9 protein-coding genes are annotated in these 17,525 nt (G+C 46.4%); 4 read left to right on the forward strand and 5 right to left on the reverse strand.

Annotated features, from left to right (window positions below; all coding sequences use genetic code 11):
- Positions 1-3 precede the first annotated feature (3 nt).
- From ACMVP2_RS20325 to ACMVP2_RS20335, 3 genes are read left to right on the forward strand one after another with little or no spacing between them, the layout of a single operon-like run.
- The gene (locus tag ACMVP2_RS20325) at positions 4-1,215 is read left to right on the forward strand and encodes a hypothetical protein (RefSeq protein WP_416864860.1); all 1,212 of its coding nucleotides are present in this window, start codon (positions 4-6) and stop codon (positions 1,213-1,215) included.
- 1 nt (position 1,216) lies between these two features.
- Positions 1,217-2,254 carry a PorP/SprF family type IX secretion system membrane protein gene (locus ACMVP2_RS20330; protein ID WP_416864861.1) on the forward strand — a complete coding sequence of 346 codons (1,038 nt, stop codon included), beginning with the start codon at positions 1,217-1,219 and terminating at the stop codon, positions 2,252-2,254.
- A 3-nt stretch (positions 2,255-2,257) separates the two neighbouring features.
- Positions 2,258-4,492, forward strand: a complete 2,235-nt coding sequence (locus ACMVP2_RS20335) for an OmpA family protein (RefSeq protein WP_416864862.1) — start codon at positions 2,258-2,260, stop codon at positions 4,490-4,492.
- On the opposite strand, the gene ACMVP2_RS20340 is transcribed toward ACMVP2_RS20335, so the two are convergent.
- Positions 4,472-7,372 (reverse strand): CHAT domain-containing protein, encoded by a 2,901-nt coding sequence (locus ACMVP2_RS20340; protein WP_416864863.1) that lies wholly within the window; start codon positions 7,370-7,372, stop codon positions 4,472-4,474. The two genes, ACMVP2_RS20335 and ACMVP2_RS20340, sit on opposite strands and share 21 nt — an antisense overlap.
- 277 nt (positions 7,373-7,649) lie before the next feature.
- On the opposite strand from ACMVP2_RS20340, the gene ACMVP2_RS20345 reads away from it, so the two are divergent.
- Entirely contained in the window at positions 7,650-8,477 is an 828-nt protein-coding gene (locus ACMVP2_RS20345; RefSeq protein ID WP_339793310.1) for a transglutaminase family protein, read from the forward strand.
- Between the two features lie 103 nt (positions 8,478-8,580).
- Here ACMVP2_RS20345 and ACMVP2_RS20350 read toward each other — a convergent pair whose 3' ends face one another.
- The 4 genes from ACMVP2_RS20350 to ACMVP2_RS20365 form a co-directional block, all read right to left on the reverse strand.
- Positions 8,581-10,548 (reverse strand): DUF3857 domain-containing protein, encoded by a 1,968-nt coding sequence (locus tag ACMVP2_RS20350; protein WP_339793309.1) that lies wholly within the window; start codon positions 10,546-10,548, stop codon positions 8,581-8,583.
- A gap of 1 nt (position 10,549) precedes the next feature.
- Positions 10,550-12,508, reverse strand: coding sequence for a DUF3857 domain-containing protein (locus tag ACMVP2_RS20355; RefSeq protein WP_416864864.1), 1,959 nt, complete (start codon positions 12,506-12,508; stop codon positions 10,550-10,552).
- Complete coding sequence (locus ACMVP2_RS20360; RefSeq protein WP_416864865.1) at positions 12,489-15,758, reverse strand: hypothetical protein; 3,270 nt, start codon at positions 15,756-15,758, stop codon at positions 12,489-12,491. Before ACMVP2_RS20360 ends, ACMVP2_RS20355 begins: the two co-directional genes overlap by 20 nt.
- 542 nt (positions 15,759-16,300) lie before the next feature.
- Complete coding sequence (locus ACMVP2_RS20365; protein WP_416864866.1) at positions 16,301-17,221, reverse strand: DUF6624 domain-containing protein; 921 nt, start codon at positions 17,219-17,221, stop codon at positions 16,301-16,303.
- Positions 17,222-17,525 lie beyond the last annotated feature (304 nt).

The raw sequence follows: 17,525 nt of genomic DNA on the forward strand, positions 1-17,525 counted from the left end.
GGGATGAAAAGCTTTATTACTAGTCTGATTTTTGTATTATGTGCTACCTTCGGGAAGAGCCAAACCTTCACCCTCGGAGGTGACGCCGGACTATTCGTGGGCAGCGGTGCCAGCTTTTACTTCGGAGGCAACACTACCCTGAATGGAAACCTGAACAACCAGGGGCAGGTAACGAGTTTCAGCCATATCAACTTCGTTTCAAACACGGATGTCGGTAGCATCAAATTTACAGGCACCGCTGACCAGGAACTTGTGGGTGAGGATCTTATTTTCTTTGACTTTACGGTGGATAAAGACGGACAGCTAAGGTTGAATCCAAGAAAAATTACTATCAATGGCGCTCTGAGCATGGCCAGAGGGGTGATCAAAACCGATGCCGACCAGCAGGTGATTATCAAAGGCAACACGACGGCTGGTGGCACGGGATACATCGAAGGGCGAGCTTTCGGGGTATTGTCCGATGGACAGCTTACCTTTCCCACCGGGATCAATGGATTTACCAACTACATTACTTTCAGCGGCTTCGATCCTGATATCACCTTCGAGGTGCAAATATTGCAGCCCGACCCCGCCACGCTGAACCCGGATGAGGACATTGTGGGCATTGCTGACCAGGTAGAGTGGCAGGTGGTATCTCCCGAAGTGTCGGCAAGCGCTTTTGTTAGTGTGGATTTTTCAGGTATAGACCTGGAGAATTTCCAAAATGGGGAACCGATACGGTCGGAGAAATACGAAGCGGCGTTAGTTATGTACACTGCCGACGATACCCTATACCATAGCGTTCCCGGCGTCTTTGTGGATGGCTCTGATCCGCAGTCATCGTCGTTTGGTAGGTTTGAATCCACCGAGCGTATCCCTATCTCAAGTGAAGTCACTCGGTTGAATATAGCACTGATACCGGTCATCATCAGGCCCCACTTCTTCGTCCCCAACTCCTTTGCACCCAATGGTGAACTGGACGAGAACCGATTGTTCCGGCCGTTTTACTCCGGTGATAAGGTAACAAGTATTTATATGCGGGTGTTCGACTCGTTCAACAAAGAGGTATACCTCTTTAGTCAGGCGGGAGACGATGTTGATCTATCGCTGATGGGATGGGATGGCACTATGCCATCGGGAGTGGGAGCGCCCAATGGCGTTTATTACTACACCATTCAGCTGCAGGGCGAAACGGAGAATCATAATCAATCGGGCGCAGTACTTTTGGTAAAATAATATGAGAAAAACTTTTACTGCAGCCCTACTTTTCGTTTCACTCAATACCCTGGCTCAGGAGGGGCAGTTTTCGCAATACTTTGCCAGTTCGTCTTTCATGAGCCCGGCTTTTACGGGAGCTATTCCTAACCTCTCCCTCAACTCCAATTACAAGCGAGGGGGCAGCCCCAATTCAGAAAATTTCTTTGAGATGGTGCAAACCACCTTCACCTACCCGTTTCAAAAGCACACGAGCAAGTCGGTGCAGGTAGGTGGCGCTGGGATCAGCTTTTTTCAGGAGCGCCGGGGCTACCAGGGGCTTTACAGTGCCAGAAAGGTGCTGTTGAACGGTGCCTACAATATCAAGCTTGATCAGTTTTCGAACCGTTACTTTATTTTTGGGCTACAGGGTGGCGCTGCGCAGCAGCGAATCAATGGCAATCAGCTACAGTGGGGCTCGCAATTCAACAAATATTTTGGCTATGACGACACCAGGCCAGGGGAGGGCATTCCCGTTTCTTCTGTTTTCTACCCAGTCTTTAATTTTGGGGTCATGTACACAGCTTTCGACAACCAGAATCTTTATATCAGAGACAGGAGCTTTACTTTCGGTGCCAGCATCGACAACCTCAACCGGCCAGTGATCGACTACCAATCGGTTGAGCCCAGCCACCTCAATTTTCTCTATAAGGCATTTGGTTCGGTGAAACTGCCGCTTGCACCTCGCTGGCACATATTCCCGTCTTTCTACGCTTTACATTCCCATGGCAATACACAAGTAAACGCCGGTACTTACCTGTCCACCTTCCTCAGCTCGGTGCGCTCCCGCACGGCGTTTCTGATGCAGTTTGGTGCCTGGTACAGAGTGGGAGATTCGGTCATTGTGCTTACGGGCTTCCAGGTAGAAAATATAAGGCTCGGGTTCAGCGTGGACCTGAATGCACAAACCTATAACCTGGGCACGGAGCTAAGCAACGACCTGCCAACGTATGAAATCTCGCTCACTTATAATTTGAATTTGTCTCGGCCGCTGCGTAATATGACCAGCCCCATTTTCTAACCAATGAGAAAAGTAGCACTCATCGTTTTCATTTTATCGGCCCACATCGGCTTTTCGCAGTCGGTGCCCAGGCTGGTGGAGTTTGCGGAAGCGCACTTTGAGGCTCATCAGTACCTGGAAGCCATTGAGTACTACGAAAAGATTGTCAGCATTGACAAGCAAAATATTGAGTCGAGGTACAAGCTGGCCATTTGTTATCAGCAGACGCTTCAATACGACAAAGCAGAGGTAGCATTTATTGCGCTGGGCAACCGGCCCGACCACCCTTTTCGGGCGAGATCACTTTACTACTATGCCACTTTGCGCATGCACGACAGTGCCTATGAGGAGGCGGACTCAGTTTATAATGTTTTGATCTCCATGCCCGACGCAAGTCCTGAATTGATCGATTTGTCACGGAACCATAAAGAAGGTTGTTTGCTGGCTATCCGTCAGAAAAAGGTAGACAGAGGATTTTCGGTAAGTGCACTGGACGGTATCAATTCAAAGTTTCACGACTTTGGCGCTGTCGTGAATCCTCGGAATCTTCACCTCGTGTTTGCCACTACCCGGAAACTTCCCGGAGAGCAATATGAAGGCAGTCAATACGATGGTCTTCTTCCTGATTTGGCCGCCTACGAGCATCGAAAAAACAACCGATGGATATATGCCGGCGCTGACCAGTCTTTTGATGTAATGAACTCTGAATGGGCGGAGGGATCTGGTTCTTTCACCGCTGACGGGAAGAAGTTCTATTTTTCTTCCTGTCTGGGAGAGGCGGCTTCAGATTGCTCGATTTATGTTAGCTATCTTGAAAAGGGCAAGTGGACAAAGCCGGTGGTGCTGAATGAGTACATCAACGAGCCCGGATCGGAAAACAAACACCCTTATATCACAAGCTCCGGTGATACTTTGTTTTTCAGCTCGGACAGGCCTGGCGGAGCCGGTGGAGCGGACATATGGATGAGTTTGACCGGCGCCTATGCCGAATCATGGTCGCCGGCCATCAATATGGGTAAGGTGATTAACTCTTCAGAAAATGAAATAACACCTTACTATTCGGAGGTGTTCAGCTGCCTGGTGTTTGCCAGCGATGGCCACGTAGGCTATGGTGGTTTTGATCTCTATGCTGCCAAAGGGCAATCCTTTTTTGAACCCCATGTCTATAACCTGGGTGCTCCCTTTAACTCTACCTGGGACGATACTTATTTTAATATTTCCGACTCTGTTGGTTTCCTCACCACCAATCGCCTTAACGGAAAAATACTGGATCTTTTTACTTTTCAGGTCAGTGACGAAAAGCTGTTTTTATCCCTCCTCATTTCCGGGGAATCGCTCATAGACGCCCGCATTATGTCGAACCTCCGAGATACTCGGTCGATTGATATTGTTACGCTCAGGGTGGAGGATTATCAGGGGTATGAGCTATATGAAGCGGTTAACTTTGAGAAGCCAAAACCTGACCTGATAGTGGAAAAGCAAATGGGCGCCCGACCCAAAAAAGTATACAACCCGGACGCAATTGCAGACGGGAGCGGTACGCAGGGAGCGGGGTCACAACGAACGGGTGCCGGGCCGTCTTATCTGCCGTCGGGTGCTGGTGGCAGGGCTCGCCTGGGCTTTTCCGGTGGCAGGTCGGAACCCTCCAGAGACCAGCCTTTCGAGAAGATACTATTCGATTTTGGCATGTTTGTGTTGCGACCTCAAGCGAAAGCAGCTTTGAACAACCTGGTGGAGCAAGTGAGTATCGATGACATCAGTAAGATCAGCCTGTTTGGTTTTGCTGATAACCTTGGTGGCGAAGAGTACAATATGGAACTCTGTAAGAAGCGGGGAGAGGCTGTAAAGGCCTATCTGACAACGCTCGGAGTGACGGCCGATAAGGTCTTTGTTTACCCACGGGGTGAATTAACACCTGACGGTGACAACGACCATTGGTTCAAGCGAATTTTGCGGAGAAGGGTGGAGGTGCAGATTGAGACCAATACACCCGTTAGCCTGGTTTCGGCGAGTACCTACATCCTCAGAAAACCCAATGACCTTAATGAGATTGCCAGGCAGCTTGGCTACGAACCGGATGCTTTGATTGCATGGAATGGTAATCCAAAAAAGCCACTACAAAAAGGCAGCACTATCCGGGTGTTTGAACCTGCTCCCAATCCACCGAGCATGGCCTATTTTATCACTGAGGAAAACTTATTTGACTTTCTTCACAAAGTAGAACTCAATGCCCCTCCTCTAGAAGTTTTTAGAGACTAGAATATAAGCGCCCCAGTCGTAAGGGTTGTCATACTCCTTTCTAAACAGTCGTCTGGCACTGAAGAAAGCATCCTGTGGATCTTCGAGTGACAGCAATTCCTGATAGTAGATATTCATGAAGCGGCGTGCGGCGTTGTCGTTGATTTTAACAAGACTAAGCAATACATTTTTGGCGCCCGCTACCAGAAAAGCACGCTGAAGACCGAATACTCCTTCCCCATTTTTTACGGTGCCGAGCCCGGTCTCGCAAGCAGCCAGCACGATCAGGCTGGTTTGGTCCAGCACAAGGTTCATGGCTTCGTAAGCGGAAAGTAGCCCATCGTTGTCGCTGGATTCCTCTCTGGAAAGGTAAATACCGCTGCTATGGAGGGGGTCAACATGGTTAGGGTCGTCGTTGAAGTAGCCGTGCGTGGCGATGTGAACCAACCCCGGGTTCGACAGCCGTTTCATTTGTCCTTCAGTGGCATCGTTGAAATAATAGGTGTCTGACTTCCACTTTCTTACGTCAAGGATGCCTGTAATGTCGTTGGCTTCACGCTCGGCGCCGGGTAGCTGAAGCAGTTTGTGTGTTTCACCCAGCCTGCTAAAGTTGGGGTTGCCGAAGATTTTGGCATCTCTTACGAACCTGATGTCTTCGGAGTACAGCAGGTCTTTTCCACTTGTGATATGAATCAGGTCGTATTCGTCGGCGATGTACATATCACGATCTCTGTCAAAAAAGATGACCGGGTTCAGCTTGTGGAAAATACCATCGGGTGAAAAATAGATCGTTTTTACATCTTTCAAATGCGCTCCAATGGGCTTCCAGAACACGTTGTAGCTATTTACATCCTGCACGCCAAATTGCAGGGCATTTTTGTACAACGAAAATGCCTTGGCAAAGTCAGTTTGCATCGGCCAGGTAACCGTCTCCAGCACATTGCCCGGCTTGATGACAAAGGCGGCATAGCGCTCCCTTTCTTCAAAACCCTGCTTCAGCTTTTTGTCCTTCACCTCCACAGAATAATTCCTAAATTGAATGATGTCCACCATGGCTGCGCCTTCCTTCATCACCTCGCTCAGCTCGTTCCAGGTGTGGTACGACGACTTCTCCTGATCCGAGAAGATTTTGAACGATAGAGAAAGCTCTTTTTCAAGCTGCGCCGACTCCGCCTCAAGCAGACTGATCGAAATGTTTTGTCTTATTCTTTCTTCTTCCGTTAAAAGATACGCCTGCGCCAGCCTGTATTTTTTGTCACGCCAGTCGTTGTACATGTTGACCACTTTCTCATCGCCACTACCCTGGATGAGTTTCTTCATTTTTTCAGAAGCGTAGAACAGAATGCCTTTGGTGTTCAGAAAGTGGTTAAGCGCATCTTCGGCATATTGCCCGCTGAAAAAGCTTTCGGAAAATGCAAGCGAGCAGAATCGTTCGATATTGTACCTGGTTTCGTCAAAATAAAGCTTTCGCTGCCGGTCTGTTAACACAGGAAACACATCCTGCATGTGCTTAATTTCAGAATTCAGGGCTTCGTTAAATACCTCCATGGCCGCCACCGAGTCTTTCATTAGCAAGTGATAAATGCCGAGGTCGTTAAGACTTTTGATATACAGAGGATGGTATCTGCCCAGCGCTCTCTCCCGTATTTGCTTTGACTGCATCAGCAGCTTGCCAGACAGAGAATAGTTGCCCAATTGCATGTAGAGCAGTGCTACGTTGTTCAGCGAAGTAGCGTAGTTTGGATGATTAACGCCCGACAGCACTTTGTCCATATCGAGCACCCGGGTGTAAAGGTTAAGCGATTCACCCAGCTCTCCCTTTTCTTTCAAAATGCCGGCCAGGTTGTTCAGGCTGCTGGCGTAGTCGGGGTTCATGGTGCCGTAGAGCGCTTTGAAACCTTCGGAGCTTTCGGTGAAGCACTCTTCGGCTTTTTCCAGGTTGCCTTTTTTCATGTAAATGGCTCCGAGGTTATTGAGCATGTAGGGCCTGATATTTCGCAGGTCTTTGCCGGTTTCCAGTGCCTGATCCATGTACGACTCCGCCGATTCCAGGTCGTTCAGCCGGTAATACAGATAACCCAGCTCATTCAATGTCTCCAGCATTTCGTCGGGCTGGTCTCCATAAATCTCCCTCTTTCGTTCGAGGTTGTGCAGCAGGTAGTTTTCGGAATCAGAATAGTCGCCTTGCTCTATTTTCAATGAAGATAGTCTGTCAATCGCCTGGAAGTACAACCACTCATGGTTCTGCTGTGCTAGTTCTACCGCACTAATTAGTGCTGCCTCGCCATGATCGAGCTCGCCGAAATGCCGGTAGGTGGTGCCCAATTCAATCTGGAGAGTAATTCTAATCGAATCATTTTTTTCACCAATAAAGCTAACGGCTTCATTGAGTGCGGCCAGGCTTTTTTCGAAATCCCCGGTTTCACGGTAGTAGATGCCTTTGTTCAGCAGGAACCTTGTTTGGGCCTCATGGTTGTTAAGGTACCATTTATTCACCACCCGCTCGGCGAGGTTTAGGTACCTGCCCGATGTTCCAAAATCTCCGGTCTCCTGGTTGATCGTAGAAAGGTTATAATACAGCCCGAGCAGGTCTTTGTGGATAGAGTCTTTGTTGACCAACTCGTGCTTGAGCCCGGCTAATAAGCTGTTTACACTTCGTTTTCTGTCGTTAAGCTCCCAGAAGAGGAGGCCTATATTGTTGTAGAGAGCGGCCAGACCAATCTCTTCCACACACCTGCCCGAATCAAGGTCTACGAGCAGTGCGTTGGCATAAAACTTTGCCTTTTCAGGATAGCTGTGCTTGTACCGCTCCACGCTGTCATACTTTTGGATGCAGGTTTGCCCTGCAGCCGTCAGCGAAAGCAGTGTTAGCACACACACGAAACCAAAACGTTTTGTCATCAGCACGGATCAGGTCGATTGTTTCTCACCTTTATTGACCATGAATTAATGTTTGATCAATAAAGAACCTGTAAGATAACACTATTTGATATTTGAATGGTGCAAAGAGTGTAAAAGAGCCGATTCATTTGGCTGCTTTGCAAGCAGACGAAGCGGGTTAAATATTTGATGACTGTTGCTGCCAGCCTTTTTTCAGGTAAACATATACTGTACATTTGCGCCCCGACTCCCTTTAGTTCCTTTCTTACCCAATTCATTTTATAAATTCTCGTTTTAGATGTGGTTGCGAACCAGTTGCGAATTGACTTTCAGTATAGCAGAGCCTACTCCCTTTATTCTCATGCTAAGGCCCAGGAGCGGCGGACAGCAATGGGTTGCCAGAGAAGAATATGCCATCCTGCCGTATGTGCCGGTGTTTGAATACACCGACGACTATAAGAACCTTTGCCAGCGACTGGTAGCGCCGGTGGGCGATTTTGTGGTGCGGACATCAGCCAATGTAAAAACAATAGATCTGGTGGAAACAGCGCCTGGCGCACCCTTTGTTGAAATTCAACACCTGCCCAACGAGGTGTTGAGCTATTTGCTGCCCAGCCGCTATTGCGAGTCCGACAGGTTTGGAGAGCTTGCTAATTCGATCACGGCCAACTGCCTTCCGGGCTACGATCAGGTGGCGGCTATCGAAGGCTGGCTGCGCAGCAACATCCGTTATTTTTCCGGCAACAGCGGCCGTCCGATTTCTGCTGCCGAGGTCAATCAGCAGCAGTCAGGCGTTTGCAGAGACTTTGCTCACCTGGGCATTGCCCTATGCCGCAGCCTCAGCATTCCGGCCCGCATGGTGGTGGGCTACCTTTACAACCTGGACCCTATGGACTTACACGCCTGGTTTGAAGCCTATGTAGGCGGCAACTGGTACACATTTGATGCTGTGCAAAAAGGCATCAAAAGAGGCTACGTCGCTGTTGGCTATGGCCGTGATGCTGCCGATGTGGCCATCTACAACCAGTTTGGCCCGGCTGTTTTTCCTATTACGCAGATCGTGGCAGTGGAGCAGATTGAGAACCCGGATCAGGGAGCGGACTTACCTGCCACTTCAGTGGCTTGAGTAGTTCGTTTTGGAGGGAACTAAGTCGGCAGGTAAAATTGAGTGAATCTTTTAGGTGAAAAGTGCTTAGTGCTAAGTTGGTGGTCAAAAGCTCGGTAAAAGGCTATTTCCTTTTCATTACCAGGGTCACCTTGTTCCAGTCGGCAGCCGCATTAACTACTTTTCTGAATTCCTCGAATCTTTCTTGCGGGAAATAGATTTCATTATAGAACTCGTCAATGGTGATGGATAATAAGGCATTCTGAAGTTGATGGGTGCTCTTAAAAGCATAGATGACCCTGCCGTCCTCTTCAACCTGAACGTTCATATCAATATCGCCGGCGTTTTCGATCAAAAAATCAGGGGGTAGATGGATTTGTATTTTGCGAAAATAGCTCCTGTTATTGGTGTTCTGTACTCTGGTAATCCGCTTTTCGTCCTGGTAAAGCTCGCTTTGGGGTCCGATGAGCTCACCGACTTTAAACAGCATGATGTCACCGGCGAGTTCCAGGTAAGAGGGGGCCTTATAATTCGCAGTTATGACGAATGGATCATTCCAGTTTTGGTAGGTGAATGATTTATTATCCAGGCTTACATTTTCCACCTCTGCATCGATTGCCAAAAATTCAATCATTTCCTCCAGAAGGTCCTGCTTTTTCTCAGGCTCAAGAAACTCATAGATAGATTTGAGATAGGATGCCTGTACCCCGCCAAAACTTCTCTGTACGTCAATTATTGCTGCGCTGAGATCGTCGGGTATCTTGACGTCGATGGCCAGGTTATCAAACTCCATGGTGTGATCGGGTTCAGGTATCCACCTGACTTCGGCAACCGGGTAGGTGAAGTCTCTTACCTTCATCGGGCGAATGTAGAGGCCGTTTGTGGCTGTTAGGTCTGATGGAATATTCCCCAGGCGAAGTTCGAAGGCATATGGAGCGAGGTAGGAGCCCAGATCAGGTAAATAAATAACGTAGTCGTTCAACGAACTCCAGGTGTCAAAATCTTTGTCGAAATACACCTCCGAACGAGACTGCGTGAGTACTATTTCATGGCTAACACCCAGCTCGGTAAGCAATGCTGCAAAGAGAATCGTGAGGCCTCTTTCATTACCAAATTTTTGCCTTAGTATCGTGCTTAAATCTTCTGCCTCCGAGCCCGCATTTTCATTGAGGTAAAAATTTGTTTTGACATAGTGCTCAGTCTTTGATATTTTTTCTTTTGCTGTTGCCAACTTATCCACTCCCACAACTTTCAGCAGTTTTTTCACATCTTTCATCTCCGCAGGACCAAAACTGTAGATCTGATTGTAGATTCTCGACGCAGCATCGTTCCAGGTAAAAAGTCGATTTTTACTTGATGCGGAATTGTAAGAAAGCTTGAAATCCAGCCTTTGCCGACTGCCATCGAACGATGAGAAAGCTTCCTCCGGGAGATCTTCAATATAATCAGTGTGTAGCGTATAACGATTGAATGACTTTGATGTATCGCTTTGTGTTACCTGGGGTAGTCCATTGTAGCTCCTAAATTCAAATTCAAGATTTTCAGGACACGTCAATGTGAAGGAAAAGTCCTTCAAAGGGTATTTGAGCTGCGCAAATTCACGCCCGAAATAACGGGCAGTTATCTTTTTTGTGTAGAAGTATTCTACCTCGCCGCCAATTTCAGCCCCCTCGATGGCAAAAATCTGATATCCACCCTCTTCTTCATCCTTTACTTCACGAATATTACTTTCATCTAACAAAACAACCTTGCCCGACGGAGTAATGGTTCGTGCCTTTACGTCGATAAGTTCGATCATGTTTTCAGTGGGAATATAGATTCTGTTTACCCTCTGAAGTGCCTCATCGTTGTTTACCCGAATGATCTGATGGTCGGTCAAGTAACACACGGGCTCCTTTCCTTCTTCTTCGTACAGGTATTGGTATTGAATCGATCTTTTCAGGTAGAGCAAAGGTAAATCTGCCTCTGCCTTATCTAAGCTGGTGAGCGCTCGGTCGGGCGTCCATGTGTATTCTTCAAACTGTTGCCCCATCGAGCTGTTTGAAAGAAAAACGAAACAAATAAATAGGCTGACGGGATAAATATTTTTCATCTTACTCTGTTTCTTTTTTACTGAGAATGACTACCTGCCGCATACTTTCGGAGTAGTGTTTTATTGCTTCGTTCCAAACGGGAAATTGCTGTGGATGCAACTGTAGGTATTTAATCTGATAATCTCTCTTCTGCACAATTCTGTTTGCTTCCTGGGTATAGGTTATTTTATAACTAAAAATGTCTGTATCTATGCCTGAGTCCTGAGGAACAAAGCTTACGGCGTAGCCTTCAGGAATATTAAAAATAGCTTCGCTGGAATTCACGTACTGATATTCATTATCCAAAGAATGAACCCGGTCCGGTTTGATGGTGCTGCCCGCCATACCCTTATCCATGTTCATGTTGAAAAAAATCTGACTCCCTGTTGTTCGGTAATAGTCCTCCACTCGAAATTGGTAGTCGAGTGCGATGGGCTCGTCTCGGTTGTCGAGGTGAGCTATTTGATAATTATCTACAAAGAATTTATTGCTTCCTCTGCTTAAAAGGCGGTTAACATAATTATCAACGCTGGTTTTGTTGGACTTTATCATTTTGTATGCGTTGAATACTCTTGCATGGCCTGTGAGTTGTAATTTTCCTTCTCCCTTCACCATTCCTTTTTCAATTGAGTAGGTATAGGAATCGCTCATTATGCTTTCGCTGGGGGTTTGCACCGGTACTGTGACTAATTCGTAGTGATCTTCTTCCACAGCCACCAGCGCTTCCTTCCCCTGAATCATAGAGGTGGGGTAACCGAACGGAATGTACTGCCCGGTGGCATCCAGAAAAATCCAATCTTTTCCGTGCTGGTAGGCGGCGATCATGTGGTTATCAACCATCGGGCTTGGAAGTTGGGAGTATTTGTAGGGAAGATCACGTGACCCAATCCATGCAAACTTGGCATCAATGCCAAGTTGGTGCAGCATGCTTATGATTATACTTGACATGCCCTTGCAGTCACCATATCGGTTGTTGAGTACATAGCTGCCGGGGTGGGGAATCAGCCCCCTCATACCTTGTTCAAATGCGATATACTTGATGTTGTCCTGCACCCAGTAAAAAACCTTCCGCACCTTCTCTAACTCGGTATCTTCAGGGTTGACTATTGAATCAAGAATACCCTTTATCGACGGGTCTTCTTTTTTCAGGTCGTGAATGAACCCCCGGTACCAGCTGTAAAGATCCTGCAACGAAGACAATACTTTGACCTTTTCATTTTCAGAGGACGTAAAGCTTCTGATGACAGGAATTAAATGAGGCTCATCGTAGCTTAGACTAGGACTATTGGCTTCAAATTTGATTTTCGGAATATTCTTACCGCTGAATCGAAAAATTCTCTTTCCACCAATACTTTTTTCTTCTCTCGAATAAATGTCCTCAAATCCGTGGAAGGTATAAAAGTTAATGTCTATTCCATCATCTATCGTTACCACGAACTCCGACTCGATAACAGGAATAAATGTAGCTGGTCGGTATTGCCCTAAAAAATGTGGGTCGGTAACCTTCTCGGTATATAACAACTGAGTTCTTGCCCCAGGCTGGATTGCAGGAAAGAGAAAGTTGATATACTTGACGTCGTCGTAAAATATATTAGAATCTTTGTCAAACGATTCTTTAAATTCTTTGACTTGCTCAACTTCATATTTCTTTTTAGCGGGAACGAGAGTTTTTGCATCCAATTGGCTAACCCTTATAAATGAGCTGCTGTAGATTTTTCCCTGCGCATAGGGTTTCGAATTTTCGCCCAAATGAAGCATCTCCTCATAATGACTTGTGGTAATCATCAGCGAGTCATTTGCCATTGAGATATTCATATGCTGCTTAAGAACAAGGTAGATTGCCTGCTCATCGGGATACAAGCTTTTGTACCTGGCAAAGGTCGCTTCCGGATCGCCGGTTTGCCCGTACAGGTTGCTTAACGCACCCAGGAAGATTACAAGCAAAAGACCTATAAAAAGCTTATTGGTATAATTCATCATTCCAGTAGTAATTTCTTTTTTTCACCTTGCCGTCAGTAGAAAACACAATCTCTTCACCATTTTGTTTACCCATATGCCAGTTTACGACCTTGCGTAACTTGCCATTTGGAAAGAAAAACTTCTGAACACCTTCCAATTCATCGTACTTGTAATGTGACTCACTACTAAGTTGACCGTTTGCAAAGAAATGTCTGTATGGTCCCGACAACTCTCCATGCGAGTAATGCCCTTCTTCCTGAACGGTTCCGTTAGTTTCGTAATATTTCAGCGACCCGTGGATCAGTCCGTCTTTATACTCCTGCAAACAACTTAGTTCCTTGTTGGGGAAATAGGCCTTGAGTGTAAAATCTCCAGACGGATCGAATGGGAATAATTGACTAATAGTTCCATCGGGCAGGAGGTGTCGATAACCCACCACATGGTCATTGTCGTAAACTTTTTCTACCTGTAGTGTGCCGTTCATGCTGTAATAATGGCAGCTTCCCTCTCTCACGCCATTTTTGTAGGAACATTCCGACTCCACCTTGCCGTTTTCGTAATAATGAATGCTTTTTCCGCTCCTTAAACCATTTAGAAATTCAGTTGTGGAGGACACTGAGCCGTTGTCGTCGTACCATGTCCATAATCCGGACTGTTTGTTGTTAAGGTAGTTGCCGGTAACCTTCAGCTTCCCCTCCGATCCAAAAAATTCGTAGGTGCCGTTGTATTCTGCATTTTTGACAGGGATTTTTGTTGTCACACGCCCATCAGAGGCGTATACAAACACATCGGTTGTGTATTCACCGCAGACGCTTTCGGATTTTTGCCGAATATTGCCACTAATATATTGAAGCTCATAGGTGCCGGAGCCATTCTTCAATTGGGTATTATAGAAGGGTGATCCAAGGGTGTCATAGAGTACAATTTTTTCCAATATGCCCTGATCATAAGTGTATTCACTGAAAGACCTTCCTTTGAAGTCATATTCACGTACCGGGCCATGAAGTTCACCTTCCCGGTAATACGATTCACGTTCCAACGTGCCATCCGGGTAGTAGTAATGCCATGTCTGAACGGGCATATCATCCTGCTGCCAGCCTTCTGATTTTACCTTTCCGTTAATATAGTATTCCCGAAAGTAGCCGTTAGCCTTTTTGTCAGAATAAGTGTTGTGCTCCCTCACCTGCCCATTTTCATAAAAGCTTTTAAATTCTCCGTCCCAGCTGTTGTCGACGGCCTTGCCTTGCTGGCTTAATTTACCGTTATAATGGCGATAGATGAGAGGGCCATTCAGCTTTCCACTTGTTACTGTTCCCTCTGCCAACACCTGCCTAAGTGCATTGTAGCTTTTGTAAGGCAGGTTTCCTGAAACGTCGGCTTCATGTGCAATAACAACTCCTTCTGAATCGTAGTAGGTGTATTCTACTACCCGATCCTTTGAGTAAACTACTTCGCCATAAAGGCGCCCTTTTTTGTCAAAAAATTTATAGTTACCGTGACTATTGCCTTCTTGATCGTACTGTTCAATTTCGGTAAGCAAACCGCCCTGATTGTAGAATTTCCATTCGCCAGTCCTGTTTCCGTCCAGAAAAGCCCCTTCGAATCTTAGCTTTCCATTGTCATGAAATCCTTTCCAGTCTCCGGTTTCATTGCCTTCGAAGAAAGCCCCCTGCTCATCCTTTGAACCGTTCTGGTGAAAGCTGCTAAAGGGGCCGTGGCGTAGATTATTTGCGTAGGTATAGGACGTTTTTAGATTTCCCGATTTGTAGTAGTAGTCGTATGTTCCTTCCAACGACCCATCCTGACTTTGCATGGCGGAATACTTTTGCCCACTACTGTAGTAAACCACCCCCTGACCGGTATTGGCTCCATTTTCATAAGGCTGGATTTCCGATACCTGACCACACGCCATATAGTACGTGAGCTCTCCATTCAATTTGCCGTCTGAAAAGGGAGCCTCAATGGAAAGTCTCCCCTCGTTATCATAGTATACCACATTTTCAATCACCCGCTCATTCTCATCGTATACTTCCTTTCTTAGCAATTCGCCGTTTTTGTGATAGAAAAACCAATCTCCAATTTTCTTTCCGTCTTCGGTGTATTTCCCAATACTACTTTTCTCCCAGTTGTCATAATAGATTACCCAGGGGCCAACACGAGTGTCATCATCCACTTGTTCTCCAAAGGCGTTCACTCTTCCATTGCTATAGTACCAAACAGGGAACATCTTTGTTTCGCCGAGAAGTGTAATTTTTTTGCTGAATTTGGTGCTGGCCAACTCCTTATTGGCTAAGTCGACATAGGCATCGTTTTCTTTCTGGTGACTTTTTAACCACATGCTCACTTTTTCATTCTTTGTGGATGAAAGTAGCTTGTAGATGAAAAATGTAGAAAGACCCTGCTTATGTAGCTTGAGATAGAATGGAACGTAAAATCGCATCCAGAAATCCTCACTTTCAGAATTGTAAATTAAGTTTTCGAGAAGCATCGTGCTGTATTTCACGAGGGAGGCATTGAAATCCACCGAAGTTTTGAACCTCTCGTCTAATGGTGCTTTTGACCTGAGCAAGAGCTCGATCGTGTAAAAATCATTATTGATTTCATCTGCAGCGAGGGTGCCTTCCAGGCGGTTTGCGCCGTTAACGAGGTTTTCCAGCATTACCAGGGCGCTGTTATCATCCGGATTAATCGCCAAATAGGTCATTAAGCTCAGCATAGCTTTCGTTCGCAGCCCTTTGAGAATCATTATGCGGGCGAGCATAATATGGGCATTGGAATAGAATGGACTAACGCTCAGGCATTCCTTTAAATGGTCTTCAGCCAGCGCATATTGACCTAATCTAAAGTAGGCAACACCAATATTGTTGTGCATCATATGGTGTGTGGGGTACCTGTTCAGGCCTTTTATATAGATCTCGACTCCTTTTTCGGCATCCCCTGCATTGAGCCAGGCATTCCCCCATTCTAAAAAATTGGTGGCATTGTACTCGTTGTTTGTCGACGTAAGACGTGCGCCCAATGCTTTGGCAGGATTAATGTCATTTGCCACTCCGTAAGTAACAAGCAGTTCGGCTTGGGCAAGAAAATAGCTTGTGTCGCTTTCGGGTATATGCTTTAATAATTCGACGGCGCCAGCATAGTCTTCATTGCTACGGAACTCTCTGACCTTTTCAAAAATTTCCAGTGGCTTTATTAGGGGAAGTGTGTCGTTTTGGGCCTGCCCGAAAATCGGCATCAGCAGCAGGAAAACTATTGGCTGGTGTCTAAGCATTGGTCGTTATTTTTCTGTTTGGAAAGTAACTTTTTTTATTGAAAAATGATTTTTATCCCTTGTTTTTATTGCGTAACTCAAGGCCATAGCTGAGCGCTAATGGGAAATAATGATCTGAAACAATTGTTCACACAGGGTTACTAACGCTAAAGTTATTTCCGATTTAACCAAAGCTAGCATGATATACAAATTGTAGTTGCCGTGCGTTTGGGTACAGGAAAAGACATTCTATGGTGTATTGAAAGCAGGGGAAGGGAGTTGGGTTTTACCTTCTTTCAGCCAATTTGTGTGGTTACTATTTGCGTGTGTTGTCTCTTTGGACCGGCGTCAGGATATTTTACCTTACTGAGGTTATTTGCCAGCCAAAACCATTGAGTTTCCGACAAGAAGCTCTTGCTTTTACCCACCATCCATTGTATCAATCTCCTACTACCGCACCCTTCTAAGGTATTTTAGAAACGGCCTTTCAGAAAGCTCATGCCCGAGCGGTCACAGATGAATTTAGAGGAGCAGTTCCTGGAAGGCATTTTACAGGCTGATGGTTATTTTTCCTTTTGCTCCACCGTCCATTCTATGCCCCAGCGTTTCACATATTCCTGAATGGGGCCGAGGCCTACTTCCTTTCTCCTCTGGTTCACGTACTCCGGGTCTTTGATTTCATACACTATTTGCTGCCCGCTCTCCTTGTCGTTGGTTATTTGAGAACCGTAAGTCTGTGGTTGGCCGTTGCGCATTTGGATCCTGTCTTCCAGCAATGCCAGGTGACTGCCGCTCGATTCTCCTTTTAATACTGAGGCCTTCAGCAAAGGCAGGTATTTTTCCTGCGTTTCGAGCGGGGCATGCTGGATCACAAGCCACAGGGTGATATTGGCTTGTCCTCCCACCAGCGGTATGCCCACCCAGCCCCTTTCTTCAATAATTCTTGCCACTTCCACCTCGTTTAAGCTATCCTGTTCAGCCATCAATTGCCAGAAGTACTTCATTTCGTCGGAGTCTTTCCCGAATTTCTCTTCTGCATCCATGTACAGCTGTCGCAGTGTCTGATCCCTGACGTATATTTTTTCCAGCTGTTCCTTCAAGGGTTTGTCAAAGTCCTTTTCATACTCATCGAGATTGGTTTGCATCTTTGCTAAAATCGGTTCCCAGTTTTGATGGGTATGCAGGGAGGTCAGGTCGTTGTCTCGCTGAGCATGCTTCACGTTTTTCCAGCCTTTGTCCGCCGCCAGGTCCAGGTATTTTGCCGCCTGTGCTGCATTCTCAGCCAACGCCCAGGCACAAGCTGCATTGTAGTATTGACCAGCAGTGCCCTCTTTTATGGCGAAAGCCTTATCGTATTCCTTTCCTGATTCAGCGTATTGCTTTTCGTCATAAAGCATCTCGCTATTGGCGAGCAGTTCATCGAACGTCTGCGCCCGAAGGGGCAATACAATGGTGCACACAATCAGCGTCAATAATAATCTCATGTCTGGAGTTCTTGTAGTGATGAAATGCAAAGATATGGTTATCAACTAAACTTTTAGTCGAATCATTATTGTTTTTGTAGTTACCCGGCTCTGGGGGGTGTCTTCACCCGCCAGTACCTTTTGATTAAGCATTCGGGAGGGTGAAGACGTATAGCCTAGGCGGTTTAGGTGGATTGCAGATCTCGAAAAGCGAAGCTTCTGGAGCAGCGGAGGGCTAAATAATTATTATCGAAAGGTGAAGGTATGCCACTGCGGCCTTGGGTCTAGCCTGCCGGGCTCAGCATTTTATATGTGGTTCGGCTTT

The sequence above is a fragment of the Imperialibacter sp. genome (assembly GCF_048007035.1).
GTDB lineage: Bacteria > Bacteroidota > Bacteroidia > Cytophagales > Cyclobacteriaceae > Imperialibacter.

What these genes read in the sequence shown, in the direction of transcription:
- ACMVP2_RS20345 (WP_339793310.1), top strand. Translation starts at nt 7,650, where the DNA reads ATGTGGTTGCGAACCAGTTGCGAATTGACTTTCAGTATAGCAGAGCCT.
- ACMVP2_RS20355 (WP_416864864.1), bottom strand. Translation starts at nt 12,508, where the DNA reads ATGATGAATTATACCAATAAGCTTTTTATAGGTCTTTTGCTTGTAATC.
- ACMVP2_RS20330 (WP_416864861.1), top strand. Translation starts at nt 1,217, where the DNA reads ATGAGAAAAACTTTTACTGCAGCCCTACTTTTCGTTTCACTCAATACC.
- ACMVP2_RS20335 (WP_416864862.1), top strand. Translation starts at nt 2,258, where the DNA reads ATGAGAAAAGTAGCACTCATCGTTTTCATTTTATCGGCCCACATCGGC.
- ACMVP2_RS20365 (WP_416864866.1), bottom strand. Translation starts at nt 17,221, where the DNA reads ATGAGATTATTATTGACGCTGATTGTGTGCACCATTGTATTGCCCCTT.
- ACMVP2_RS20340 (WP_416864863.1), bottom strand. Translation starts at nt 7,372, where the DNA reads ATGACAAAACGTTTTGGTTTCGTGTGTGTGCTAACACTGCTTTCGCTG.
- ACMVP2_RS20350 (WP_339793309.1), bottom strand. Translation starts at nt 10,548, where the DNA reads ATGAAAAATATTTATCCCGTCAGCCTATTTATTTGTTTCGTTTTTCTT.
- ACMVP2_RS20360 (WP_416864865.1), bottom strand. Translation starts at nt 15,758, where the DNA reads ATGCTTAGACACCAGCCAATAGTTTTCCTGCTGCTGATGCCGATTTTC.
- ACMVP2_RS20325 (WP_416864860.1), top strand. Translation starts at nt 4, where the DNA reads ATGAAAAGCTTTATTACTAGTCTGATTTTTGTATTATGTGCTACCTTC.